Annotated in this window: 25 protein-coding genes, 1 tRNA gene and 1 riboswitch; of the genes, 13 read left to right on the forward strand and 13 right to left on the reverse strand. The window is 71.3% G+C overall.

The window, feature by feature from the left end; genetic code table 11:
* Nucleotides 1-33: 33 nt before the first annotated feature.
* The gene (locus ACFMQL_RS21900; RefSeq protein WP_364061179.1) at nucleotides 34-717 is read right to left on the reverse strand and encodes a response regulator transcription factor; all 684 of its coding nucleotides are present in this window, start codon (nucleotides 715-717) and stop codon (nucleotides 34-36) included.
* Nucleotides 714-1,931, reverse strand: a complete 1,218-nt coding sequence (locus ACFMQL_RS21905; RefSeq protein WP_364061182.1) for a histidine kinase — start codon at nucleotides 1,929-1,931, stop codon at nucleotides 714-716. The genes ACFMQL_RS21900 and ACFMQL_RS21905 overlap by 4 nt, the downstream gene beginning before the upstream one ends.
* 164 nt (nucleotides 1,932-2,095) lie before the next feature.
* Between ACFMQL_RS21905 and ACFMQL_RS21910 the strand changes: the two genes are divergently transcribed.
* Nucleotides 2,096-2,566, forward strand: coding sequence for a hypothetical protein (locus ACFMQL_RS21910; protein ID WP_364061185.1), 471 nt, complete (start codon nucleotides 2,096-2,098; stop codon nucleotides 2,564-2,566).
* A 55-nt stretch (nucleotides 2,567-2,621) separates the two neighbouring features.
* On the opposite strand, the gene ACFMQL_RS21915 is transcribed toward ACFMQL_RS21910, so the two are convergent.
* A tRNA-Leu gene (locus tag ACFMQL_RS21915) sits at nucleotides 2,622-2,694 on the reverse strand.
* A 209-nt stretch (nucleotides 2,695-2,903) separates the two neighbouring features.
* Entirely contained in the window at nucleotides 2,904-3,377 is a 474-nt protein-coding gene (bcp, locus tag ACFMQL_RS21920; protein ID WP_364061188.1) for a thioredoxin-dependent thiol peroxidase, read from the reverse strand.
* A 178-nt stretch (nucleotides 3,378-3,555) separates the two neighbouring features.
* Here bcp and ACFMQL_RS21925 point away from each other — a divergent pair, with 178 nt between their 5' ends.
* The gene (locus ACFMQL_RS21925) at nucleotides 3,556-3,885 is read left to right on the forward strand and encodes a DUF3618 domain-containing protein (protein ID WP_364061191.1); all 330 of its coding nucleotides are present in this window, start codon (nucleotides 3,556-3,558) and stop codon (nucleotides 3,883-3,885) included.
* A gap of 49 nt (nucleotides 3,886-3,934) precedes the next feature.
* Here the strand turns inward: ACFMQL_RS21925 and ACFMQL_RS21930 are convergent, their stop codons facing one another.
* Nucleotides 3,935-5,128 carry an amino acid deaminase/aldolase gene (locus ACFMQL_RS21930; RefSeq protein WP_364061194.1) on the reverse strand — a complete coding sequence of 398 codons (1,194 nt, stop codon included), beginning with the start codon at nucleotides 5,126-5,128 and terminating at the stop codon, nucleotides 3,935-3,937.
* Between the two features lie 137 nt (nucleotides 5,129-5,265).
* Between ACFMQL_RS21930 and ACFMQL_RS21935 the strand changes: the two genes are divergently transcribed.
* Nucleotides 5,266-5,865 carry a DUF6286 domain-containing protein gene (locus ACFMQL_RS21935; protein ID WP_364061394.1) on the forward strand — a complete coding sequence of 200 codons (600 nt, stop codon included), beginning with the start codon at nucleotides 5,266-5,268 and terminating at the stop codon, nucleotides 5,863-5,865.
* Between the two features lie 88 nt (nucleotides 5,866-5,953).
* Nucleotides 5,954-6,469, forward strand: a complete 516-nt coding sequence (locus ACFMQL_RS21940) for a hypothetical protein (RefSeq protein WP_364061197.1) — start codon at nucleotides 5,954-5,956, stop codon at nucleotides 6,467-6,469.
* On the opposite strand, the gene ACFMQL_RS21945 is transcribed toward ACFMQL_RS21940, so the two are convergent.
* From ACFMQL_RS21945 to ACFMQL_RS21975, 7 genes are all read right to left on the reverse strand, one after another.
* Nucleotides 6,450-7,826 (reverse strand): L-serine ammonia-lyase, encoded by a 1,377-nt coding sequence (locus tag ACFMQL_RS21945; protein WP_378786822.1) that lies wholly within the window; start codon nucleotides 7,824-7,826, stop codon nucleotides 6,450-6,452. The two genes, ACFMQL_RS21940 and ACFMQL_RS21945, sit on opposite strands and share 20 nt — an antisense overlap.
* 57 nt (nucleotides 7,827-7,883) lie before the next feature.
* A complete protein-coding gene (gene gcvH, locus ACFMQL_RS21950) occupies nucleotides 7,884-8,273 on the reverse strand; it encodes a glycine cleavage system protein GcvH (protein WP_364061203.1) in 390 nt (129 codons plus the stop codon).
* Complete coding sequence (gene gcvT / locus ACFMQL_RS21955; RefSeq protein ID WP_364061206.1) at nucleotides 8,270-9,355, reverse strand: glycine cleavage system aminomethyltransferase GcvT; 1,086 nt, start codon at nucleotides 9,353-9,355, stop codon at nucleotides 8,270-8,272. The genes gcvH and gcvT overlap by 4 nt, the downstream gene beginning before the upstream one ends.
* A 130-nt stretch (nucleotides 9,356-9,485) precedes the next feature.
* Nucleotides 9,486-9,583: riboswitch (glycine riboswitch) on the reverse strand.
* 65 nt (nucleotides 9,584-9,648) lie between these two features.
* On the reverse strand, nucleotides 9,649-10,341 hold the full coding sequence (locus ACFMQL_RS21960) for a gamma-glutamyl-gamma-aminobutyrate hydrolase family protein (RefSeq protein ID WP_364061209.1): 693 nt from the start codon (nucleotides 10,339-10,341) through the stop codon (nucleotides 9,649-9,651).
* A gap of 29 nt (nucleotides 10,342-10,370) precedes the next feature.
* Nucleotides 10,371-11,135 (reverse strand): 3-oxoacyl-ACP reductase, encoded by a 765-nt coding sequence (locus ACFMQL_RS21965; protein ID WP_364061212.1) that lies wholly within the window; start codon nucleotides 11,133-11,135, stop codon nucleotides 10,371-10,373.
* 5 nt (nucleotides 11,136-11,140) lie between these two features.
* The gene (locus tag ACFMQL_RS21970) at nucleotides 11,141-12,484 is read right to left on the reverse strand and encodes an aldehyde dehydrogenase family protein (protein ID WP_378786824.1); all 1,344 of its coding nucleotides are present in this window, start codon (nucleotides 12,482-12,484) and stop codon (nucleotides 11,141-11,143) included.
* Nucleotides 12,485-12,493: 9 nt separating this feature from the next.
* Nucleotides 12,494-13,864 (reverse strand): glutamine synthetase family protein, encoded by a 1,371-nt coding sequence (locus ACFMQL_RS21975; RefSeq protein ID WP_378786826.1) that lies wholly within the window; start codon nucleotides 13,862-13,864, stop codon nucleotides 12,494-12,496.
* Nucleotides 13,865-14,000: 136 nt separating this feature from the next.
* Between ACFMQL_RS21975 and ACFMQL_RS21980 the strand changes: the two genes are divergently transcribed.
* The 7 genes from ACFMQL_RS21980 (at nucleotide 14,001) to ACFMQL_RS22010 (ending at nucleotide 21,382) form a co-directional block, all read left to right on the forward strand.
* On the forward strand, nucleotides 14,001-14,705 hold the full coding sequence (locus ACFMQL_RS21980; protein ID WP_364061221.1) for an FCD domain-containing protein: 705 nt from the start codon (nucleotides 14,001-14,003) through the stop codon (nucleotides 14,703-14,705).
* Between the two features lie 121 nt (nucleotides 14,706-14,826).
* On the forward strand, nucleotides 14,827-15,585 hold the full coding sequence (locus tag ACFMQL_RS21985) for a hypothetical protein (RefSeq protein ID WP_364061224.1): 759 nt from the start codon (nucleotides 14,827-14,829) through the stop codon (nucleotides 15,583-15,585).
* Nucleotides 15,586-15,998: 413 nt separating this feature from the next.
* Entirely contained in the window at nucleotides 15,999-17,705 is a 1,707-nt protein-coding gene (locus ACFMQL_RS21990; protein ID WP_364061227.1) for an ABC transporter ATP-binding protein, read from the forward strand.
* Between the two features lie 120 nt (nucleotides 17,706-17,825).
* Nucleotides 17,826-18,629: a MurR/RpiR family transcriptional regulator gene (locus ACFMQL_RS21995; protein ID WP_364061230.1), complete on the forward strand. Its 804-nt coding sequence runs from the start codon at nucleotides 17,826-17,828 to the stop codon at nucleotides 18,627-18,629.
* Between the two features lie 46 nt (nucleotides 18,630-18,675).
* On the forward strand, nucleotides 18,676-19,362 hold the full coding sequence (locus ACFMQL_RS22000) for an SDR family oxidoreductase (RefSeq protein ID WP_364061233.1): 687 nt from the start codon (nucleotides 18,676-18,678) through the stop codon (nucleotides 19,360-19,362).
* 167 nt (nucleotides 19,363-19,529) lie between these two features.
* A complete protein-coding gene (locus ACFMQL_RS22005; protein ID WP_364061236.1) occupies nucleotides 19,530-20,471 on the forward strand; it encodes a sigma-70 family RNA polymerase sigma factor in 942 nt (313 codons plus the stop codon).
* Between the two features lie 140 nt (nucleotides 20,472-20,611).
* Entirely contained in the window at nucleotides 20,612-21,382 is a 771-nt protein-coding gene (locus tag ACFMQL_RS22010; RefSeq protein ID WP_364061239.1) for an MOSC domain-containing protein, read from the forward strand.
* Nucleotides 21,383-21,490: 108 nt separating this feature from the next.
* Here ACFMQL_RS22010 and ACFMQL_RS22015 read toward each other — a convergent pair whose 3' ends face one another.
* Nucleotides 21,491-22,417: an iron-siderophore ABC transporter substrate-binding protein gene (locus ACFMQL_RS22015; RefSeq protein ID WP_364061242.1), complete on the reverse strand. Its 927-nt coding sequence runs from the start codon at nucleotides 22,415-22,417 to the stop codon at nucleotides 21,491-21,493.
* Between the two features lie 204 nt (nucleotides 22,418-22,621).
* On the opposite strand from ACFMQL_RS22015, the gene ACFMQL_RS22020 reads away from it, so the two are divergent.
* Both ACFMQL_RS22020 and ACFMQL_RS22025 read left to right on the forward strand, forming a co-directional pair.
* Nucleotides 22,622-23,938 carry an ammonium transporter gene (locus ACFMQL_RS22020; protein ID WP_364061245.1) on the forward strand — a complete coding sequence of 439 codons (1,317 nt, stop codon included), beginning with the start codon at nucleotides 22,622-22,624 and terminating at the stop codon, nucleotides 23,936-23,938.
* Nucleotides 23,935-24,273 carry a P-II family nitrogen regulator gene (locus ACFMQL_RS22025; protein ID WP_364061248.1) on the forward strand — a complete coding sequence of 113 codons (339 nt, stop codon included), beginning with the start codon at nucleotides 23,935-23,937 and terminating at the stop codon, nucleotides 24,271-24,273. The genes ACFMQL_RS22020 and ACFMQL_RS22025 overlap by 4 nt, the downstream gene beginning before the upstream one ends.
* Nucleotides 24,274-24,371 lie beyond the last annotated feature (98 nt).

The following is a 24,371-nucleotide window of genomic DNA, read 5'->3' on the forward strand; positions in this document are numbered from 1 at the left end:
TTCACCTGCGCCGCCAGATGACCCCGGTCAGACTTATGGCCGATGTGACGGCGGCTGCGGGGCGTTCTGACCGGACCCGTGGGCGGGCACGACCAGGCCGGCCTCGTACGCGTACACGACGGCCTGCGCCCGGTCCCGCAGCCCCAGCTTGGCCAGCACCCGGCCCAGATGCGTCTTGACCGTCGCCTCGGCCACCTCCAGGCGGGCCGCGATCTCCGCGTTGGACAGGCCGCGCGCCACCATGAGCAGCACCTCGCGCTCGCGCGGCGTCAGGGAGGCGGCCTCCGGCGGCGCCTGACCGTCGGGCAGGTGCTCGGCGAAGCGGTCCAGCATGCGGCGCAGCGTGCTCGGCGACATCACGGACTCGCCCGCGTGCACCACCCGGATCGCGCTGACCAGGTCGGCAGGGGGCACGTCCTTGAGCAGGAACCCGGCCGCGCCCGCCTTGACCGCCGCGAAGGCGTACTCGTCGAGGTCGAACGTGGTGAGGATGAGCACCTTCGGCCCCCTGATCAGCCGGGTGGCCTCGACGCCGTCCATGCCCGGCATGCGGACGTCCATGAGCACCACGTCCACCTCGACCCGCTGGAGCAGCTCCAGGGCCGCCGCGCCGTCTCCGGCCTCCGCCACCACCTCGATGTCCGGCTGCGCCCCGAGCACCATCTTGAAGCCCGCGCGCAGCAGCTCCTGGTCGTCGACCAGCATCACCCTGATCACGCCGCCTCCCTCGCCAGCGGCAGCCTGGCCACCACCTCGAAGCCGCCGCCCCGCCGCGGGCCCGCCGAGACCGCGCCGCCGTACATGCCGGCCCGCTCGCGCATGCCGATCAGCCCGTGGCCGCCGCCGGCGTGCGACGCGGCGGCGCCCCTGCCGTCGTCGGTCACCCGGACCTGCACGTCGCCGCCGCTCACGTCGATCTCGACGGTGGCGCTCGCACCCGGCCCGCCGTGCTTGAGCACGTTCGTCAGGGCCTCCTGGACGATGCGGTAGACGGCGAGCTGCTGCCCCTCGGGCAGCCGCGCGGGATCACCGGAGACCCGCAGCGTGGCAGGCACCGCGAACGTCGCCACCAGCTCGTCGAGCTGGGCCAGGCCGGGTTGCGGGTAGTAGTCGGCGGCCCCTGCTCTTTCCGACGCTGCCTTTCCCGGCTCTGCCTCCTGCGAGTCGTCCTCGGTCTTGCGCAGCACGCCGAGCAGCCTGCGCATCTCGGCCAGCGCGGCCCTGCCGGTGGCGGAGATGGCCTTGACGGCCGTACGGGCCTGCTCGACGTCGGTGTCGAGGGCGTAGCCCGCGCCGTCGGCCTGCACCACCATCACGCTGACGTTGTGGGCCACGACGTCGTGCAGCTCCCTGGCGATCCTGGCCCGCTCGGCCGCCGCGGCCATCCGCGCCTGCTGGTCACGCTCGCGCTCGGCGCGTTCCGCGCGCTCCTCCAGGCTCTCCAGGTAGCGGCGGCGGGTGCTCGCGTACAGGCCGCTCAGCCAGATCGTCACCACGAAGATCGAGCTGCTGAAGAACAGGCCGAGACCCGGATCGTCCCAGTTGATCATGACCATCGCGACGCCCAGCTCGGCCACCAGGCAGGCCGCCATCGCCCAGCGGAAGCGGCACCGGTAGGCCACCGCGTAAAGCGCGACGAGCACGGCCAGATTGGCGGGCATCGGGGCCAGGCCGGCCAGCCACTGACCGAAGCTGACCAGCGCGATCGCCGCGAACGACAGCACCGGCCGGTGCCGCCACAGCAGCGGCAGCAGCAGGAGCGCCGTCAGGCCCAGGTAACCGCCCAGGCCGGGCACCGCGCCGCCGTCCGAGGTGCCCGCACCGCGGCTGGCGAACGCGCTCAGAACGCAGAACAGCGCCAGAGGGCTCGCCCAGAGGGCGTTGGCCAGCTTCTCGTGGTGTCGCGACCACTCCCGCACCCTGCCGAACACAACATCACGATATGCAGGCGTTTTCTGGCTTCTGTCCGCCTCAAGGGTGAAGTGCGGGTACGACCCAGGTCTGACATGATCGGGCGGCTTACGGGCGGCTTACGGGGGCTTTGGCATCCTCCCTATCGGGAGCGCCCCTGCGGGGCGAGTAAAGGGAGATCGTGATGGCGGATCATGATCGCTACGCCGGGCCGCGCGGTGATGAGGAAGCGCCGCGCGGCCCGAACCCTGAGTGGCAGGACTGGCAGCTGAAATACGGCGAACGTGCGGATCAGCCGTACGCCGACATCCCGCCCACGCAGCCGATGGCGGCCTGGGAGACGCCTGACGAGAGCGGCCGTGCCAGGCGCCGGCGGATCGTCGGCGTCGGCCTCGCCGGCCTGCTCGCGGGGGTCCTGATCGGCGGCTTCACCGTCGCCGCGGTCACTGACGCGATGCCTCCCGGCAGGTTCGGCGTCTGGTACGGCACGCCGCACTGGCTCGGGAACGGGAGCCTGGTGATCCCCAAGCCGCCGAAGCCGACCTGCTGGGAGAGCGGCGAAGAGGTGCGCTGCACCGTGCCGCAGCCGCCGCGCCTGCCGCGGCTGCCGTCGGCCCCTGACGCGGATGAGCCCCGGCAGACCTTCACCGGTTGACCGGCGATGTGACGGGGGCCGCGGCCGGTCGGGGCGTGGAAAACCCAATCGTTTGTAGGGCCGGTGGGATTCGAACCCACACTAACAGCCACCTAAAGACTGCGCCTCTGCCATTGGGCTACGACCCCTTTGCCATTGCCATGCCCCGCGAGTTTCGGTCGGGAAATGACAATTCGGGCACGGGAAGTGCCGCGTGCCGCCAATCTTACCGCCTGCGCCCGTGTCCGGCGCCCTGCTCGTGCCCGGCTTTATAGCGCGAATTACGTCGCTCCAAGCCTCGCCTCCGCGCGCCTGAGAGCGCGCGGGACCGTTCCGGGGCCGCCGCGGGGGCGGGGTGTCAGGCCAGGCCGAGCTTCTTCTTGAGCGAGGCCACGTGGCCCGTGGCCTTCACGTTGTAGAGCGCCTGCTCGATCTTCCCGTCGCCGTCGATGACGAACGTCGAGCGGATCACGCCCACGACCTCCTTGCCGTACAGCTTCTTCGTGCCGTAGGCGCCGTAGGCCTTATGGACGGCCAGCTCGGGGTCGGACAGCAGGGGGAAGGTCAGCGCGTCGCGCTCGGCGAATTTGGCCAGCTTCTCCGGCTTGTCCTTCGACACGCCGAGAACGACGAAACCCTCGGCGGTGAGCTGGTCGAGGTTGTCGCGGAAATCGCACGCCTGCTTGGTGCAGCCGGGGGTCATCGCGGCGGGGTAGAAATAGAGGATCACGCGCTTGCCGCGGTAGTCGCCGAGCGAGACGGTGGCGCCGTCGGCGGTGGGGAGCGTGAACTCGGGTGCGGCGTCGCCGGGCGCGAGCTTGGTTTCGGTCACTTGGCCCTCCTGAATTCCTGCCGCCAACTTACCGGCTCAACCTACCGGCCCCGCCGCGTCGCCCGGCTCACCGTACGCTACGGTCGCCGTGCCGTCCGGTGCGCCGACCTGACAGACTGATCACGACCAGAACGGACGGGCCCGCCGCGAGGGCACGCGTACGGTCGAAAGGAGAGCCATGGCCGACACCGATCCCGACGAGCTGGAGCGGCAGATCGCGCGGACGCGCGCGGAGTTGGCGCGGACGGTCGACGCCATCGCCGACCGGGTGAGCCCCAAGAGGGTCGCCGAGCGCACGGTCGCCGACGTCAAGAGCAGGGCAGGTCACTTCGTCGCCGCGGTCGGCGACGCGCTGGGGGTGACGGCACGGCCGGCGCAGCCCGGCGACGACGCCGGCCAGATGTGGGAGGACGAGCAGCCCGACCTGGGACCGGTGCTGATCGGGATCGGCGCGGTGCTGGTCGTCGGGGCCGCCATCGTCCTCATGCGCCGCCGCAAGCGCCGCTGACCCGGCACGCGGGCGGTCAGAGGGTGGTCAGAGGGTGCTCTGGGGACGGTCAGAGGAAGGTGCGGCCCTCGCCCCGGTACGTCGGCACCGACTCCACCAGCGTGTCACCCTCGACCAGGTGCAGCGCGTCGAACCGTTCGCACAGCTCGCCCGCCTTGGCGTGCCTGAAGTACACCCGGTCGCCGATCCGCAGCTCCTCGGCCGCCTGGCCGAGCAGCGGGGTCTGCACCTCGCCCGCGCCCTCGTCGGGCGCGTAGCGCAGCCCGGCGGGCAGATACGGCTGCGGCGCCCGGCTGGGCCCGGTGGGGCCTGAGGCGATGTAACCGCCGCCGAGCACGGTGACGACGTCCCTGGCGGGGCGGCGGACCACGGGGAGCGCGAAGAGCGCGGCGGGCCGCCCGGTGAAGCCCCGGTAGAAGTCGAACAGCCGGGGATGGAAGAGCCCGGAGCCCGCGGCCACCTCGGTGACCGCCTTCTCGCGTACGGTCCGCTCGACGGAGCCGGTGCCGCCGCCGTTGACGAATTCGAGGTCGGCGACCTGGCGTACGGCGTTGACGATCCTGCCCCTGCGCAGCACCAGCTCCCTGGCGGACAGCGCCTGCATGAGCCTGATGAGCCGGGCGTAGACGGCGCTGCCCGGCGGGTCGTCGCCGACCCCGGCGATCTGCGCCTCGTACGCCAGCAACCCGGCCAGCCGGAAGCCAGGACGCTTGGCGATGCGCGCGGCGAGCTCGGCGGCCTGCTCGGCCTCGCGGATGGGGGAGCGCAGCGCGCCGGCCCTGAACCTGCCGCCGAGGGCGACGTAGGAGGCGTCGATGTCGAGGCAGAGCTTGATCTCGGCGCGCGGCCGGACACCGGAGACGGCGGCCTCGATGTAGTCGAGGTGGGCGGCCGAGTCGATGGTGACGGCGATGCTCGCGGCGGCCTTGGGATCCGCCGCCAGGGCGGCCAGGGCCTGCCGGTCGGCGGTGGGGTAGGCGAGGAGGATGTCGGTGTGGCCGTGCCCGGCCAGCCAGAGCGCCTCGGGCAGCGTGTAGGCCATCAGCCCTTGGAAGCCGTCCATGGCGAGCACGCGGTCGAGGACCGCCCTGCACCGTACGGACTTGCTGGCCACCCTGACGGGCTTGCCCGCGGCACGGCGTACGAGGTCGGCGGCGTTGGCCCGCAGGGCGTCGAGGTCGAGGAGCGCGAACGGCGGTTCGAGGCCGGCGGTGGCCCGGTCGTAACGCTGCCGGTGATCCATAACGGCAGCGTAACCGCATATCGGGCAAAAGAATATGAGGCTTGTTCGCGTTGATCTTCGTCCCCGTAATGATCGGGCAAACCGGCGGCGAGGGCGCGGTGTGGGCCGGGCGCCCTCCATGTACGTCTGTCGGTGTGATGACCACGCTTCAGCAGCTCCTGCCCGGTACCGTCGTCGCCCCGCGGAACACCGGGCTGCGCAGGGCGACCAGGGCACTGCGGCCGGCGCGTACCGTCCCGGGCGCCCTGGTGGCGCTCGCGCTGGCGACCGGGCTCGGGGCGACCACGGCCGAGGTGGTCGCGGCGCTGCTCGGCGCGCCGCTCGGCTGGGTGCCGGTCAACGAGCTGATCGAGCTGGCCGGCCGGAGCACCTGGCCGGAGCTGGAGACACTCGCGCTGGCCCTGGCGGGGGCGGGCGCGCTCCTGCTGGTGCTCGCGATCGTGCCAGGCCGTCCACGGCTGGTGCCGGTGGAGACGAACGACCCGCTCATCGTCATCGGCATCACCCGCTCGGGGCTGCGCCGCACCCTGCGCGCGGCGGCCCAGCAGGTGAACGGCGTGGAGCGGGCGAGCGTCCGGCTGCGCCGCCGCACGATCGAGGTGACGGTCATGACGAGCGGGGAGAGCTCGGGCCAGATGCTCAGGCAGGTCGGCGCCGTCGTGGGCGACCGCCTGGCCGGCGTCGGCACGCTGACCACCTGCGAGGTCGTGGTCCGCCTGCGCAGGAGGGCCGCGTGATGGGCCGGTTCGCAGGCGGCGGTCGGTTCGCAGGCGGCGGCCGGTACGTAGGCAGCGGTCGGTACGCAGGCAGCGGGAGGGCCGTCTGATGCGCCAATACGCAGGCAACCGTGTGGGACTCGCCGTCGTCGGGGCGATCCTGCTGGCACTCGGCGCGTACGCGTGGCTGCGCGGCCAGGACCGCTTCTTCGACCTGCCGCCGGGCGCGAAGGTGCTGCCCACCGGCGTGCGCAAGTCGCTCGCCGAGAGCCCGTGGCCGCTGTGGTTCGTCGCGTTCGGCCTGCTGCTGCTGACCCTGCTCGCGCTGCGCTGGCTGCTGCTCAGCCTCGGCTGGGGCCGCCGCGGCAGCCACAACGGCACGGGCACCGCGATGCTGTTCGTCGGGCTCAAGGGCGTGGACGGGCTGGGCAGGGCCGGCGTCCGGGTCGCCGCCGACGGCCTGCGCATCGGCCTGACCTGCCCGGCCGCCGCCGACGTCGGCGCGATCGTGAGCAAGCTCGACCAGGACATCGTGGGCCGGATCCGGCGCGAGGTCCGCGACGACGAGTGCCCGGCCGTGGTCCGGCTCCACGTACGGCGTCAGGTCAGCACTCGATCACGTTGACCGCGAGGCCGCCGCGCGAGGTCTCCTTGTACTTGTCGAGCATGTCGCGGCCGGTGTCGCGCATCGTCTTGATCGCCCGGTCGAGCGAGACGAAGTGGCGGCCGTCGCCGCGCAGCGCGATCCGCGCCGCGGTGATGGCCTTGTTGGAGGCCACCGCGTTGCGCTCGATGCACGGGATCTGCACCAGGCCGCCGATCGGGTCGCAGGTCAGCCCCAGGTTGTGCTCGATGCCGATCTCGGCGGCGTTCTCCACCTGCTCGGGCGTGCCGCCCAGGGCCTCGGTGAGCCCGGCGGCGGCCATCGAGCAGGCCGAGCCGACCTCGCCCTGGCAGCCCACCTCGGCGCCGGAGATCGAGGCGTTCTGCTTGAACAGCACCCCGATCGCGCCCGCCGTCAGCAGGAAACGGATGACGCCGTCGTCGTCGGCGTGGGGGACGAAGCGGGTGTAGTAGGTGAGCACGGCCGGGATGATGCCGGCGGCGCCGTTGGTGGGGGCAGTGACGATCCTGCCGCCGGCCGCGTTCTCCTCGTTGACGGCCAGCGCGAACAGCGTCACCCAGTCCATCGCCTGCAACGGGTCCTTCTCCGGCGGCTCTGACTGCAGGCGGCGGTGGAGCTGGTTGGCCCGGCGCTTGACCTTCAGCCCGCCGGGCAGCACGCCCTCCTTGGAGATGCCGCGCGCGACGCACTCCGACATGACCCGCCAGAGGTTCATCAGGCCGCTTCTGATCTCGTCCTCGGTGCGGCCGAACGCCTTCTCGTTCTCCAGCATCAGCGCGGAGATCGACAGGCCGGTGGCCGAGCAGTGCTTGAGCAGCTCCTCGGCGGTGCTGAACGGGTACGGCAGCACGGTGTCGTCCGGCTTGATGCGGTCGGCGCCGGTGGCCTGCTCGTCCACCACGAAGCCGCCGCCGACGGAGAAGTAGACCTTCTCCCGCAGCCGCTCGCCCGACTCCGACCAGGCGGTGAAGCGCATGCCGTTGGGGTGCTCGGGCAGCGTGATCTTGCGTTCGAAGACGAGGTGCTCGCCGACGACGAAGGGGATCTCGCGGACGCCGAAGAGCGTGACGGTGCCCGACTCGCGCATGGCGGCGATGCGGGCGTCCACGGTGTCCACGTCGACCAGCTCGGGCTTGTCGCCCGACAGGCCGAGCAGGACGGCCTTGTCGCTGCCGTGGCCCTTGCCGGTCAGGCCCAGCGAGCCGTACAGGATGACCTCCACGCGGGCCACCTGGTCGAGCAGGCCGTCCTGGTGCAGGCCGCGGGCGAACTTGTGCGCGGCGGCCATCGGGCCGCCGGTGTGCGAGCTCGACGGGCCGATGCCGATCTTGAACAGGTCGAAGACGCTGATCGCCATTGATGTGCGCCTTTCATGAAGGGCCGGGGCCCGGCCGCGCGGGCCCCGGCGGGTGGGTCAGGAGTCGCCCGCGGTGAGCGCGGCGTACTCCTCAGGCGAGAGCAGGTCCTCGGGGTCGCCCTCCACGCGGACCTTGAACATCCAGCCCTCGCCGTACGGGTCGCTGTTGACCAGGCTCGGGTCGTCCACGACCGCCTGGTTCACCTCGACGATCTCGCCGCCGACCGGCGTGTAGACCTCGTTCACGGATTTGGTCGACTCCACCTCGCCGACGGAGTCACCCGGCTCGACGTTGCTGCCGACCTCCGGGAGCTGCACATAGACGACGTCACCAAGGGATTCGGCGGCGAAGTCCGTGATGCCGACGGTCACGGTGACGCTGTCCTCGACGCCGCGCACCCACTCGTGCTCCTTGGTGTAGCTCAGGTCGTCAGGGATGTTGCTCACTTGTTCCTCCTGTAAAAGGGCAGCTCGACCAGGTCCACAGGTTCATGGCTGCCCCGGATGTCCACAGCCAGGCCAGAATCGGCGCCGCTGTCCACGTAGGCCATCGCGATGGGCTTGCCCAGAGTCTGGGAAGGCGCACCGCTGGTGACCTCGCCGACGACCGCGCCGTCTCGGGTCACCGGGTAACCGTGGCGCGGCACCCGGCGGCCCCGCGCGACCAGGCCGACGAGCCTGCGCCTGGGCTGGTCGTCCTTGACCGCCTCCAGCGCGGACCGGCCGACGAAGTCACCGGGCTTGTCGAATTTCACCACCCTGCCGAGCCCCGCGTCGAACGGGGTCAGCTCCGCGGTCAGCTCGTTGCCGTACAGCGGCATGCCGGCCTCCAGGCGGAGAGTGTCACGGGCGGACAGGCCCGCCGGCTTGAGCCCGTGCGGCTCGCCCGCGGCCGTGAGCGCGTGCCAGAGCGGGACGGCGTCCGCGTTGTGGATGAACAGCTCGAAGCCGTCCTCGCCGGTGTAGCCGGTGCGGGCGATGAGGGCCTTGCGGCCGTCCACGGTGCCGGGCAGGCCGGCGTAGTACTTGAGCCCGTCCAGGTCGGCGTCGGTGAGCGTGGCCAGGATCTCCTGCGAGCGCGGGCCCTGGACGGCGATCAGCGCGTACTGGTCGGAGCGGTCCTCGACGACCGCGTCGTACGCCTTGGCACGCCCGGTCAGCTCGGCGGCGACCTTCTCGTAGTTGGAGGCGTTGGCGACGACCATGAACTCCTCGTCGCCGAGGCGGTAGACGATGAGGTCGTCGAGCACCCCGCCGCGCTCGTTGACGATCATGGTGTAGCGGGCCCGGCCGACGGCCAGCGCCGACAGGTGGCCGACGAGCGCGTAGTCGAGGGCCTCGGCGGCCTGCGGGCCGGTGACGAAGATCTCGCCCATGTGCGACAGGTCGAACAGCCCGGCCGCCTCGCGGACGGCGCGGTGCTCGGCGGACTCGCTGCCGTACCGGAGCGGCATGAGCCAGCCGGCGAAGTCGGTCAGGGTGGCGCCGAGGCTCTCGTGAACGTCTCGGAGCGGTGTCGGTCGGGACATTGGTCGCACCTCAGGACAGGAGTGGATGCCAGCATCCTCCCCCTCTGTCATCGGTGCCTGAGAGCTTCGCCCGACTTTTGCCGGACTTTCACCTTCGGCGAGGCCCCGAGGGCCTGCTTTCCAGAGACACCGTAGCCGTGCGGTCCTTTGCCTTGAGAGGTTCGCGGGGAGGGCTTGCTCCTTCAGGGGCCCTGACCGGCTGTCAGGGCACTCTCCCGCACGGTTTCATCGGTGATGCCCGCCAGCCTAGTGGTGTTATGGGGGTCTTGTCGCGTTCGCCGTCCGGCGAGGGTTCAGCAGGCCGCCACCAGCGCCTCGAAGAGCTTCGGGTCGGCCGCCACCTCCGGGTGCCACTGCACGGCCATCGTGAGGGCGTCCCGGTCCAGCTCCACCGCCTCGATCGTGCCGTCCGCCGCCGTCGCGGTGACCGCCAGGCCGGGCGCGAGACGGTCCACGGCCTGGTGGTGGTAGTGGGGGACCGGCAGCGGCTCCGCACCCAGGGCCTTGGCCAGCCGCGAGCCGGGCACGGGCGTGACCGGCAGGTCGCCGAAACGGCCGGGACCCGGGCAGTGGCCGGTGTGGCCCACGACGTCCGGAAGGTGCTGGTGCAGGCTGCCGCCGAGCAGCACGTTCAGCACCTGGAGACCCCGGCAGATGCCCAGGTAGGGCAGGCCGGCGTCGAGCGCGGCGCGCAGCAGCGCGAACTCGGCCGCGTCGCGGAACTCCCGCACGTAGCCGGTGCGCTCGTGCGGCGTCGCGGCGTACCTGGCCGGGTCGATGTCGCCGCCGCCCGCCAGGATGAGCCCGTCGAGCCGGTCCACGAGCGCGGCGGGCTCACCGGCCGGCGGCAGCACGACCGGCTGCCCGCCCGCCGCCGCCACCTTCTCCACGTACGCATGCGGCAGCAGCGCGGCGGGCGTGTCCCGCCACACCGTGAACGTGGCCTGCTCGACGTAACAGGTGATGCCGATGACCGGACGCCGCATGGCGTGTCCCCTTAGACCCGCGCCCCCTCTTACAGCGGTGTGACGTACGCGCCGGAGATGCCGCCGTCCACCAGGAATTCGCTGGCCGTGATGAACGACGCGTCGTCGCTGGCCAGGAACGCCACCGCCGCCGCGATCTCCGACGCCTCGGCGAAGCGGCCGATCGGCACGTGCACCAGCCGCCGCTGCGCCCGCTCCGGGTCCTTGGCGAACAGCTCCTGCAGCAGCGGCGTGTTCACCGGGCCGGGGCACAGCGCGTTCACCCTGATGCCCTCCCTGGCGAACTGCACGCCCAGCTCCCGCGACAGCGCCAGCACGCCGCCCTTGGAGGCGGTGTAGGAGATCTGCGAGGTCGCCGACCCCATGACCGCGACGAACGAGGCCGTGTTGATGATCGAGCCCTTGCCCTGCCGCCGCATGTACGGGATGACGTGCTTGCAGCACAGGTAGACGCTGGTCAGGTTCACCTCCTGGACCCGCCGCCAGGCCTCCAGGCCGGTCTCCAGGATCGAGTCGTCGTCGGGCGGCGAGATGCCGGCGTTGTTGAAGGCGATGTCCACGCTGCCGTATGTCTCGTGCGCGGTGGCGAACATGCGGATCACGTCGTCCTCGCGGGTCACGTCGGCCCGTACGAACAGGCCGCCGACCTCGCTCGCGGCCTTGGCGCCGGCGTCCTCGTCGATGTCCGCGCAGACCACCCTGGCGCCCTCCTCGGCGAAGCGCCGGGCCGTGGCCAGCCCGATCCCGCTCGCCGCCCCCGTGATGACCGCCACCCGATCCTGCAAGCGCTGCATCCGCGTCACTCCGTTGCGATGAAGACGTTCTTGACCTCGGTGAACGCCGCCAGGGCGTCAGGGCCGAGCTCCCTGCCGAGTCCGGACTGCTTGAAGCCGCCGAACGGGGTCCAGTAGCGGACCGACGAGTGTGAGTTGACCGACAGCGCGCCCGACTCGACCGCCCTGGCCACGCGCAGCGCCCGCCCCACGTCGCGGGTCCAGATGGAGCCGCTCAGCCCGTACGGGGTGTCGTTGGCGATGCGCACGGCGTCGGCCTCGTCGTCGAACCTGGCCACCGACACCACGGGCCCGAAGATCTCCTCGGTGAACGCCCGGTCGGTGACCTCGGGGGTCAGCACGGTGGGCGGGAACCAGAAGCCCTTGCCCTCGGGGCAGGAGCCCTGCAGGTAGGGGGTGCCCTCGACGAAGCCCGCCACGCGGGCCAGGTGCTCGGCGCTGATGAGCGGGCCCATCTCAGTGGCCTCGTCGCGCGGGTCGCCGACCTTGACGCCGAGCACGGCGGGGGCGAGCAGGGCCATGAACTCGTCGTACACGCTCGCCTGGACGAGCAGGCGGGAGCGGGCGCAGCAGTCCTGCCCGGCGTTGTCGAACACCGCGTACGGCGCCGTCGCCGCGGCCTTCTCCAGGTCCGCGTCCGCGAACACGATGTTGGCCGACTTGCCACCCAGCTCCAGCGTGACCCGCTTGACGTGGCGCGCGGCCTTGGCCGCGATCTCCTTGCCCACCTCGGTCGAGCCGGTGAAGACGATCTTGGGTACGCCGGGGTGCTCGACCAGGCGGGCGCCCGCGACCTCCCCTGCCCCGGGCAGCACCTGGAGCACCCCCTCGGGGAGGCCCGCCTCCAGGGCCAGCTCGGCCAGCCTCAGGGCGGTCAGCGGGGTCCACTCGGCCGGCTTGACGATCACCGTGTTGCCCGCCGCCAGCGCGGGCGCCACGCCCCACGACATGATCAGCATCGGGAAGTTCCACGGCACGATCACCCCGACCACGCCCAGCGGCTCGTGGAAGGTGATGTCCACGCCGCCCGGCACCGGGATCTGCTTGCCGTGCAGGCGCTCGGGGGCGGCCGCGTAGAAGTGCAGCACGTCGCGTACCGCGCCCGCCTCCCAGCGGGCGCCGCCGATCGGATGACCGGCGTTGGCCAGCTCCAGCTCGGCCAGCTCCGCGCCGTGCGCGTCCACCACCTCGGCGAACCTGCGCAGCAGCCGCGCCCGGTCGCCCGGCGCCACCGCGCGCCAGCCCGCGTACGCCTTCGTGGCACGCTCCACGGCCCGGTCGACCTCGGCGGCGTCGGCGAGCTCGACGTCGGCCAGGACCTCCTCCGTGGCCGGATTGATGATCTTCATGCGCCCCCGTCACATGCGCTCGAAACCACGGAACATCTCCCAGTCCGTCACCGCCGCGTCGAACGCGGCCAGCTCCACGCGCGCGTTGTTCGCGTAGTGCTCGACCACGTCCTCGCCGAACCAGTCCTTGGCCAGCTTCGACCCCTCGAACGCGGCCAGCGCGTCGCGCAGCGTCAGCGGCACGGTCTCCGCGCCCGAGGTGTAGGCGTTGCCCGCGTACGGCTCCTCCAGCGGCAGCTCCTCGTCGATGCCGTGCAGGCCCGCCGCGATCAGCGCCGCCACCGCCAGGTACGGGTTCACATCGCCGCCCGGCACGCGGTTCTCCACCCGCAGCGACAGGCCGTGGCCCACCAGGCGCAGCGAGCAGGTGCGGTTGTCCACGCCCCACTTGAGCGCCGTGGGGGCGAAGCTGCCGGGCACGAAACGCTTGTAGGAGTTGATGTTGGGCGCGTACAGCAGGGTCAGCTCACGCATGCAGGCGAGCTGCCCGGCCACGAAGCGGGCGCCGAGCTGGGAGAGCCCGTGCGGACCTTCGCCCGCCATCACCGGCTCGCCGTCCAGACCGCGCAGCGAGATGTGGATGTGGCAGGAGTTGCCCTCACGCTGGTTCGGCTTGGCCATGAACGTGATCGACCGGCCCTCCTGGGCGGCGATCTCCTTGGCCCCCGTCTTGTAGATGACGTGGTTGTCGCAGGTCGCCAGCGCCTCGGCGTAGCGGAAGGCGATCTCGTGCTGGCCGAGGTTGCACTCGCCCTTGGCGGACTCGACGTACAGGCCCGCGCCCTCCATCTCGCGCCGGATCCTGCGCAGCAGCGGCTCCACGCGGGCGGTGCCGAGCAGCGAGTAGTCGACGTTGTAGAGGTTGGCGGGGGTCAGGTCGCGGTACGCGCGCTTCCAGGCGTCCTCGTAGCTGTTGTCGTAGATCACGAACTCCAGCTCCGTGCCCACGTACGCGGCCAGTCCGCGCTCGGCCAGCCGGGCGAGCTGGCGGCGCAGGATCTGGCGCGGCGAGGCGGTCACCTCCGAGCCGTCCTCCCAGGCCAGGTCGGCCATCAGCAGGGCGGTGCCCTCGTGCCACGGGATGCGGCGCAGCGTGCTCAGGTCGGGCTTCATGACGAAGTCGCCGTAGCCCCTGTCCCAGGACGACATGGCGTAGCCGGGGACGGTGTTCATGTCGACGTCGACGGCCAGCAGGTAGTTGCAGCCCTCGGAGCCGTGCTTTAGCACCTCGTCGAGGAAGTAGCGCGCCGACAGCCGCTTGCCCTGCAGCCTGCCCTGCATGTCGGCGATCGCGAGGAGCACGGTGTCGATCCGGCCGGCGGCGACCTCGTCGCGCAGCTCGGCCACGGACAGGAACCCGCTGCTCGCTCCATCGCTCACGCTATGCCGCTCCTCACTGGGCTCTGACCTGGCCTGACGCGCTCATTCGCCGATTGGGCTAGTCTCAGACCATTGAGGTGCATCGTGGGATCGCTTGTCAAGGCCTGAGGACACGTTGGACGAGTCGGCGCGTTTGATGACGGTGTTGCGGCCGGTCAGGGCGGGCAACGCCTTCGAGGAGACGGTCGAGCGGCTGCTCCAGGCGATCAAGCTCGGCGTCGTCCCGCCGGGCGGCAAGCTGCCGCCGGAGCGCGAGCTGGCCGTTCGGCTCGGCATCAGCAGGGTGACGCTGCGCGAGGCGATCAGGGCGCTGTCCGACGCCGGCTACCTCGACGTCCGCAGGGGCCGGTACGGCGGGGCGTTCGTCACGTACCGGCCGCCCGAGCCCGACGCCGGCACCGCCCGCCAGGCCGTCAACGCGATGGGGCCCGGCGAGCTGGCCGACGCGCTCACCTTCCGGCTCGCGGTCGAGAGCGGCGCCGCGCAGGTACTCGCCGCCTCCGAGCTCGACGCCGCCAAGCGCGAGCTGCTGCTGCGCAGGCTCGACGAGCTGAACGCGGCCGGGCTCGACGACTACCGCCGCCTCGACACCGCGTTCCACCTGTCCATCGCCGAGCTGACCGGCTCCGGCCTGCTCGCCGCCGCCTGCGCCGACGCCCGCTCCCGGGTCAGCGACCTGCTCAACGCCATCCCCATGCTCCAGGTCAACCTCGACCACGCCGCCGTCCAGCACCGGGCCATCGTGGACGCCATACTCGCCGGCGACCCGGAAGCCGCCGGACGGGCCGTCGCCGAGCACCTGGAGGGCACGGCCGCGCTGCTGCGCGGTTTCCTGGCGTGAGGTCCTGGCCTGCTCCCCTGTGCGGGTACGGCCGGTGTGTGCGGGTACGGCGGGCTTTCCGGCGTGAGAGCAGGGCGGGCGCGACGGTCCCGCACGGCTCGTACCATCGATGGCGAGAGCCATGGGGAACTGGTTTCAACACAGCATCGTCGCCACAGGACGGCTTCCGCTGTTCTGCTACTTCGTCATGCTCATCGTGGCGTTCATCGCCACCCGCATCAACGTCCGCCTGATCAGGGCGAAGGTCGGCTGGTTCCGCAACTTCACCGTGGGCGAGATGCACATCCACCACGTGGTGTTCGGCGTCATCCTCATGCTGATCGGCGGCGTCACGCTCATCGTCTCGCCCGGCTCCCAGGTCGGCACCGCGGTCGCCGCCTCCATCTTCGGCGTCGGCTCCGCCCTCGTGCTCGACGAGTTCGCGCTCATCCTGCACCTGCACGACGTCTACTGGGAGGAAGAGGGCCGCACCTCGGTCGACGCCGTCTTCATCGCGATCGCCGTCAGCGGCCTGCTGCTCATCGGCCTGCGCCCCCTCACCTGGGACTACGGCCCGCCCGTCATCAACCCCGCCGCGCTCATCGTGGCCAACCTGGTGCTCGCCGTCATCACCCTGCTCAAGGGCAAGATCTGGACGGGGATGGCGGGCTTGTTCGTGCCGCCCATGCTGCTCGTCGGCGCCATCAGGCTGGCGCGGCCGGGGTCGCCGTGGGCGCGCTGGTTCATCGTCGAACGCTCGCCGCGCAAGCTCGCCAAGGCCGTGCACCGGGAAGAGCGGTGGCGGCGGCCGGTCATCCGGGCGAAAATCGCGTTCCAGGAGTTTCTGTCCGGCCGCCACGACCTTCCCTCCAGCCGCCGCACCCGCCGCTCGGCCCTCTGAGCTCTCGCTGGAACGTGTTCTAGGGCCGCACCCCACGAGCACCCCGTATCCCGCCTCGCTCTGGACGCTTCAGCCGCTGCCTCGCGGGCGTTGAGGCTGCGGCGGGTGGGCGTCTTCGGCGGGGGCGCCTGCGTGTCTCCGCTGAAGACGCCTCTGGCGGTGGAGGCTGGGCGCTTGGGCGCCGTTCGTGGCGCGGCGGAGGAGACAGGGCGTCTGGGGCGGTTCATAGGACGACGGTGATCTCGGGATCTCGGGAAGGCCGCAGGAATCGTCCGCCGCCTCCTCCTCAAGGAGGAGTGTCAACCAAAGTTGACATACTCAGGTCGTCAATTTAAGTTGACTGCTGTGCCCGGGTGCGGATCGCGCGGTCCCGTTCGTTGGGCGAGTCGAGAAATGTCGTGAAAGGAGCTGCGGTGGTCAAGGAGTTGCTCGCCTACCTCCGTCCGCACCGGAAGATCCTCGTCGTCGGCGGGCTGCTCGGCCTGATCGGCTCGGCGGCGGGCCTCGCCATGCCGCTGCTGGCCAAGTACGTCGTGGACGCCTTCGGCAGGAACGCCTCCATGGCGGGGCCGTTACTCGGGCTGACCATCGCGGTGGTGATCGGAGCCGCCGTCTCGGCCGGCGGCAGCTACCTGATGGAGCGCACCGGCGAGGGCATCGTGCTCGGCGCCCGGCGCAGGCTCGTGGACCGCATGCTGCGGCTCAGGGTGGCCGACGTGGACCGGCTCAAGCCCGGCGACCTGCTGTCGCGGGTGACCGGTGACACGACGCTGCTGCGCTCGGTGCTGACCAACGGCGTGGTGGACTCGATCGGCTCGGCGTTCATGCTGGTCGGCGCGATCGTGCTGATGGCCGCGATGGACGGCGTGCTGCTGCTGGTCACGCTGCTCGTCGTGGTGCTGATCGGCGGGCTGGTCGCGCTCATCATGCCGCGCATCCAGCGGGCGCAGGCGCAGGCGCAGGAGGCCGTGGGCGAGATGGGCGCCGTGCTGGACCGGGCGCTGCAGGCGTACCGGACGGTCAAGGCCAGCGGCGCGGAGGAGCGGGAGATCGCCGAGGTCGCAGGGGCGGCCGCGCGCGCCCGCGACCGCGGGCTGCAGGTCGCCGGCTGGACGTCGCTCGCAGGGGTGGCGACGTGGATGACCGTGCAGATCGCGTTCCTCGCCGTGCTGGCCGTCGGCGGCGCGCGGGTCGCGTCGGGCGCGCTCGAGGTCTCGTCGCTGATCGCGTTCCTGCTCTACCTGTTCTACCTGGTGGCGCCGATCGGGCAGCTCGTCAACGGCGGGGTCGAGCTACAGCAGGGCCTGGCCGCGCTCAAGCGCATCAAGGAGATCGAAGACCTGCCGGCCGAGCCCGCCGGAGTCGTCCCGCACGAGGAGAGCACGCCGATCGGCGTGGAGTTCCGCGACGTCGTCTTCCGCTACGGCGACGACCGGCCGATCGTGCACAACGGCGTCACCTTCGAGGTGCCCGCGGGCGGGCTGACCGCGCTCGTCGGCCCGTCGGGAGCGGGCAAGTCCACGGTGTTCGCGCTGCTCGAACGCTTCTACGACCACCAAGACGGGCGGATCCTGGTGGGCGGCCGCGACATCCGCGACTGGCCGCTCGGCGAGCTGCGCGCCGCGCTCGGCTACGTCGAGCAGGACGCCCCCGTCCTGGCCGGCACGCTGCGCGAGAACCTGCTGTTCGCCGCCCAGGACGCCACCGAGGACGAGCTGCGCTCCGTCATCGCGCGCACCCGCCTCGACGACCTCGTGGCGCGGCTGCCCGACGGGCTGGAGACCCCGGTCGGCCACCGCGGCGTGCTGCTGTCGGGCGGCGAACGGCAGCGCGTGGCCATCGCCAGGGCGCTGCTGCGCAAGCCCAGGCTGCTGCTGCTCGACGAGGCCACCTCGCAGCTCGACGCGGTCAACGAGCTGCGGCTGCGCGAGGTCATCGCCGAGGTCGCGGCGGAGACCACCGTGCTGGTCATCGCGCACCGCCTCTCCACGGTGACGGGCGCCGACCGGATCGTGGTGATGGAGGGCGGCACCGTACGCGCGGTCGGCCGCCACGACGAGCTGGTGGGCGAGGACGAGCTCTACCGGGAGCTGGCCGCCACCCAGTTCCTGGCCAGTTGAAAGCCGCTGAGCAGCACAAACGTGACCTGCGACGCCTTTTGTCACTGGTGGGCGGGATGAGAACGGCGGGTCTCGTGCGTTGCACGTTGCGTGGCGGACGGATTTCGCGGTGGGCTTGACATGCTGCTGGACGGCCGGAGGCTGTCCCCCGTTCAGCACAGGATCGCCGACTACCTCAGCGAGCACCTGGATGAGGCGATCTTCCTGTCCAGCGTCGAGCTGGCCGAGCGGGCCGGGGTCAGCCAGCCCTCGGTGACCCGCTTCGCCATGGTGCTGGGCTTCGCCGGATACCCCGAGCTGCGCCAGGCGCTGCGCCCCCTCGTGCTCGGCGGGGGCCCGGAGACGCCGCACGAGAGCCTGCTGCGCGGGGCCATCGACTGCGAGATCCGCAACCTCGTCACGGTCAGGGAACGCCTGTCCGCCTTCCCGATCAAGGAGCTGGGCGAGCACCTCGCCGCCACCGAGCCGCTGCCCGTGCTGGGCCTGCACGCCTCGTGCGGGCTCGCCACCACGTTCGCCTACTACGCCCGCCGCATACACCCCGACGTGCGGCTGCTCGTCCACGGCGGCTCCGAGCTGGCGGAAGGGCTGCACGCGGCCCAGCGGGCGGGGGCCGAGTGGGTGGTGGCCGTGGTGCTGCCGCGCTACCCGGCCGAGACGCTGGACGCGCTCGAGTACGCCGCCAAGCTCGGCCTGCGGGTCGCCGCCATCACCGACAGGGCCGGCCTGCCCGCCGAGGTCGTGCTCGACGCGCCCGTGGGCGACGGGCTGGTCTTCAACTCGCACGCCGCGCCGCTCGCGCTCGCCATGGCGCTGGTGGAGGCCATGGCCGAGGCGGTGCCGCTGCGGACGCGGGCCAGGCTTGAGGAGTACGACCGGATGGCCGAGGAGACCGGCACCTTCCGCACCCCCGACCCGGCCTGAGCCGTCCTCGTACAGGCGGGGCGGCCAAGGTCAATAAGCTGCCGCTATGACTGAACGACCGAAGGCGCTGGTCACCGGCGCTTCCCGAGGGGTCGGCGCGGCCGTCGCGCGGGCCCTCGCCCCCACCCACGACGTCCTGCTCGGCGGCCGTGACGAGCGGGCGCTGGCCGCGCTCGCCGCCGAGCTGCCCGGGGCACGGCCGTGGCCGGTGGAGCTGACGAAGGTGACGGCCGCCGACGTCGCGGGCATCGACCGGCTCGACGTGCTCGTGCACAGCGCGGGCGTCGCCACCCTCGGCCGCATCGCCGACCAGAGCGCCGACGCGTGGCGGCGCACGTACGAGGTGAACGTCGTCGCCGTCGCCGAGCTGACCAGGCTGCTGCTGCCCGCGCTCAGGCAGGCCGAGGGGCACGTGGTGTGCGTCAACTCCGGCTCGGGGCAGCGGGCCAACCCTCACTGGGCGTCGTATGCGGCCAGCAAGTTCGCGCTCAAGGCGTTCGCCGACGCGCTGCGGCTGGAGGAGCCCCTGCTCAGGGTCACCACCGTCTACCCGGGCAGGACCGCGACCGACATGCAGCGCGGCGTGCGGGAGTACGAGGGCGGCGAGTTCGAGCCGGAGCGCTACCTCACGCCGGAGACCGTGGCGCGGGCCATCGTGGCCGCCATCACCGCAGGGCCCGACGCCCACCTCACCGAGCTGACCGTGCGGCCCAGGGGCGGTCCGGTCAACTGACCGGGGCGCGCCCGTCCTCCCCCGTGTTCACCAGGCGTTTCACCGCGGTCTCCTCCTTGAGGAGGACATGCAGAACCCTCCCGCAGGCGTAGTGCTTTAGGGAATCTTTGCACGTGGCCGGACGTTGCCCGGGTATAGAACGCAGCTGCGGAACGAGGTGCCTGGGGATGGCAAGGCCTACGGGGAGTCGCACGCAGGAGCAGCACATCGCCGAGCGCGATCTGCTGGGGACCTACCTGGCCGAGATCGGCCGGGTCCCGCTGCTCACGGCGGAGGAAGAGGTTGAGCTCGCCAAGAGGATCGAGGCGGGCCTGTTCGCCGAGCAGCTGCTCGACAGCGGGGGCACGGAGCCGCGCATCGGAGACGCGGCCGACGAGGAGCTCGAACGGCTGGCGATATCCGGCCGGCGGGCGAAGGAGGAGTTCATTCAGGCCAACCTGCGCCTGGTGGTGGCGGTGGCCAGGAAATACTCAGGCCGTGGGATGCCGCTGATCGACCTGGTCCAGGAGGGGAACCTGGGCCTGGTGCGGGCGGTGGAGAAGTTCGACTACCGGCGGGGCTACAAGTTCTCGACCTACGCCACGTGGTGGATCAGGCAGGCCGTCGGGCGTGCCATCCATGAGCAGGCGCGGCCGGTGCGGCTGCCGACCCACGCGGGCGAGCAGATGACCCGGCTGATGCGGGTCAGGCGCGACATGCTGGCCGAGTTCGACATGGAGCCGACCGACGACGACCTCGCCGGCATTCTCGACCTGCCGATCGAGCGGGTGCGCGAGCTGCGGCGCTGGGCGTCCGACCCGGTGTCGTTGCAGCTCGGCGTGGGTGACGAGGACGAGACCGAGCTCGGCGACATGATCGCCGACGAGACGTGGGCCGATCCCGAGCAGCAGGCGATCGACATCCTGGAGCGCGAGCGGCTCGACCAGTGGCTCACCGGGCTCGAGGGGCCGACCAGCGAGATGCTGCGCTGGCGTTACGGCCTGGTCGACGGGCGCGAGCACACGCTCACCGAGGTGGGCGAGCGCTACGGCATCGGCCGCGACCGCGCCCGCCGCATCGAGCGCGACGCGCTGGCGCGGCTGCGCAAGATGGCCACGGCAGCCGCCTGACGGCCGCCCGCCGCAGAGGGCCGTCCGTCAGGCTCAGCCGACGGTGGCCCGCCAGGGAGGACGGCCGCCCGGCATCAGGGACTCAGGGCCCGCCAGGCGCCCCTGAGGGGAGGGCGCCGGCGGGCCCTAGGCTTTTCGCCATGCATGTCGAGACCCTGCGGCGCTATCCGGTGAAGTCGATGCTGGGCGAGGAGCTCGCCGAGACCGAGGTGACCGAGCGCGGGCTGGCCGGCGACCGGGCGCGAGCGGTGCTCGACGTGGCCACCGGCAAGATCGCCAGCGCGAAGAACCCGCGGCTGTGGCGGCGGCTGCTCACCCTCGAAGGCGCGCGGGCGCCCGGCGACGCGGAGCTGTCGGAGCTGCTCGGGCGCGAGGTGCGGCTGATCGACGTGCCGCCCGAGGGTGCCGAGATGCTGCGATCTGTGCCCGAGCAGGTGCTGGCCGAGGGCATCGAGGCGGAGGTGCCGTACACGGTGAGCCCGGTCGGGGCGGGCGCTCCCGAGGGCACGTTCTTCGACTTCGCCCCCGTGCACCTGATCACCACCTCCGCGCTCGCCAGGATCGGCGCGCTCGGGCCGCGCGGGCACGTCGAGGCCGAGCGCTACCGGCCCAACCTGGTGATCGCCACCGAAGATGACGGGGACGAGGGGTTCGTCGAGAACGGCTGGGTGGAGCGGCGGCTGCGCGTCGGCGACGAGGTGGAGCTGCACGTCATCGTGGCCACCCCGCGCTGCGCGGTGCCGACGCTCGCGCACGGCGCGCTGGAGCGCGACACCGACGCGCTGCGCACCGTGGCCAGGCACAACAGGGTGCCGGTGTTCGGCATGGAGCCGCAGCCGTGCGCGGGCGTGTACGCCCGGGTGACCCGCCCCGGCCGCATCAGGGTGGGCGACCCGGTCACCGTGGTGTGAGCCGGGTCCTCGGCGCGCGCCCGGCCGCTCACGCACGAGCGGCCGGGGCCTTCCGAGCGGCCGGGCCTTGTCACGGGCCGGGTGCCCGAAGTGGCCGGGGCTGGGAGGTCAGGCCAGCGGGGCGAGGTACTTGTCGAGGTCGTCGAGGATCTTGCCGGCCGCGGTGACGCCGATGCCCGTCATCCAGATCTCGTCGTCCACGTTGTGGGCGTTGCCCGACTTGACCGCCTTGAGGTTCTTCCACAGCGGCCCGCCGGTGACCTCGGCCTGCGCCTTGGCGGCGTTCTCGCCGTACGCGGTGTAGAAGATCGCGTCGCCGTCGGCCTTGGCGATGTTCTCCTGGCTCAGCTTGCCGAAGCGCCGGTCCTCCTGGTCCTTGAGCTGCTGGACCTCGGGCCTGGGGATGCCGGCGTCCTCGAGGACGATGCCGCTGAACGACTGCGGCCCGTACATGCGGATCTCGGTCGGCATGAACCGCACGATGCTGACCTGCAGCTCGGAGTACTTGGCTCCGATCTCCTTGGCCCTGGCCTCGTACGCCGACAGGAGCTGCTGCGCCTGCTCCTTCTTGCCCAGCGCCTCGGCGTCGAGCAGGAAGTTCTCCTTCCAGGTGATGCCGACCCGCTCGGTGAACACGGTCGGGGCGATCTTGGAGAGCTTGTCGTAGAAGGCGGCCTGGCGGAACTTCGAGCCGAGGATCAGGTCGGGCTTCAGCGCCATGATGGCCTCGATGTTGGGCTGCTGAAGGGTGCCGACGGGCTTGGTGTTCGCCAGGGCGGAGCCGAGGTAATCGGGCCACGTCTGGTTCTCCTGGGCCTGGGCGGCCCCCACGGGGGCGAGGCCGAGCGAGACCATCGAGTCGAGCTTGTCGGTGTCGAGCACGACGACCCGCTTCGGCGCCATGGGGACCTTCGTCTCACCCATGGCGTGTTCGACGGTACGGGTGGGGCCCGCATCCTGCGACGCGGTGGAGGTGCCGCAGGCGGCGAGGGCCAGAACGGGCAGCATGGCGGCGATGGCCAAGCGGAGGCGCATGGGCGTTCCTTGATCGTTAGGTAAGGCTAGCCTAAGTATCTCACGATCGATATCGCCATGCGGAAACCCGGCCTGTGAGGCATCCGAAACGCAGGCGAAACACCTGTGCGGCGAGATTCACGAATGTGAAACACACCTGGTCGAGCCACGAAACCCCGGGCGAACACGCTGTGGCCACACGTCACATGTAAGGAGGGTCGCGTCGTGAAGATCGACAGCGGCACGACTGCCTGGATGCTCACGGCCACCGCGTTGGTGCTGTTGATGACTCCGGGCCTCGCGCTTTTCTACGGGGGCATGACCAGGGCCAAGAGTGTCCTGAACATGATGATGATGTCGTTCGGCGCCATCGTCGTCGTGAGCGTCGCGTGGATGCTCTACGGTCACTCACTGGCCTTCACAGAAAGCCCCATCTCAGCGCTCAACTCTTTCGTCGGCGGCTTCGACGCCCTGGGCCTGCAGAGCCTGGTGGAGACCGCGACCAGTGACGACGGCACGGGCATGCCGAGCCTCGTCTTCTCCGCCTTCCAGATGACGTTCGCCATCATCACCGTCGCACTGATCAGCGGTGCCATCGCGGACCGCGCGAAGTTCGGCGCGTGGATGCTGTTCGCCGTCATCTGGGCCACGGTCGTCTACTTCCCGGTCGCCCACTGGGTGTGGGGCGGCGGCTGGCTCAACTCCATGGGCATCGAGGACTTCGCGGGCGGCACGGTCGTCCACATCAACGCCGGCGCCGCGGCCCTCGCCCTGGCGCTCGTGCTGGGCAAGCGGCAGGGCTGGCGCAAGGAGCCGATGCGGCCGCACAACCTCCCGCTGGTGCTGCTCGGCGCGGCGCTGCTGTGGTTCGGCTGGTTCGGCTTCAACGCCGGCTCCGAGCTGGTGGTCGACGGCATCGCCGGCCTCGCCTTCATGAACACGCAGGTCGCCACCGCGGTCGCGGTCGGTGCCTGGCTCACCGTGGAGAAGCTGCGTGACGGCCACGCCACCAGCCTCGGCGCGGCCTCCGGCGCGGTCGCCGGTCTGGTCGCCATCACCCCCGCCTGTGGTTTCGTCGACCCTTGGGCCGCGATGGTCATCGGCCTGCTCGCCGGCGCGATCTGCGCCTACGCCGTGGGCCTGAAGTACAAGCTCGGCTACGACGACTCGCTCGACGTGGTCGGCGTCCACATGGTCGGCGGTGTGATCGGCGCCGTCGCCCTCGGCTTCGTGGCCGCCTACCCCGCCACCGACGAGCAGAGCGAGGGCCTGTTCTACGGCGGCGGCTTCGGCCAGCTCGGCCTGCAGGTGCTCGGCCCGGTGGCCGTGGGCCTGTACTCCTTCGTCATCACCTGGATCATCGGCAAGATCATCGACAAGACGATGGGCTTCCGGATCAAGGCCGAGGACGAGATCACCGGTATCGACATCACCACGCACGCCGAGACCGGTTACGACCTCGGCACCGTTCACGCCTCCGGCGTGAGCTCCCCGAACGGTCCCGTCACCACGGCTCCGGCCACGAAGAAGGTGGACGCATGAGGCTCATCACGGCGATCATCAAGCCGTTCAAGCTCGATGACGTGAAGGCCGCGCTCGAACAGTTCGGCATCAAGGGCATGACGGTCAGCGAGGCCAGCGGCTACGGTCGGCAGCGCGGCCACACCGAGGTCTACCGGGGCGCCGAGTACCAGGTGGACCTGGTGCCCAAGGTGCGCCTTGAGGTCCTCACCGAGGAGGACGACGCCGAGGACGTGATCGACGTCATCACCAAGGCGGCGCACACCGGAAAGATCGGCGACGGAAAGGTCTGGTCGGTGCCGGTCGACACCGTCGTCCGCGTACGGACCGGCGAACGGGGTCCGGAAGCCCTGTGAAGATTCCGCGGCGAAGCGCGGGCACCCCTTGGCGGGCGTCCGCGCGGAGCGAGCCCCGCACGGCCGACGATGTCCGGCGGGGGATTCACAGGGGAGAG

The sequence above is a fragment of the Nonomuraea fastidiosa genome (genome assembly GCF_042751225.1).
GTDB lineage: Bacteria > Actinomycetota > Actinomycetes > Streptosporangiales > Streptosporangiaceae > Nonomuraea > Nonomuraea fastidiosa.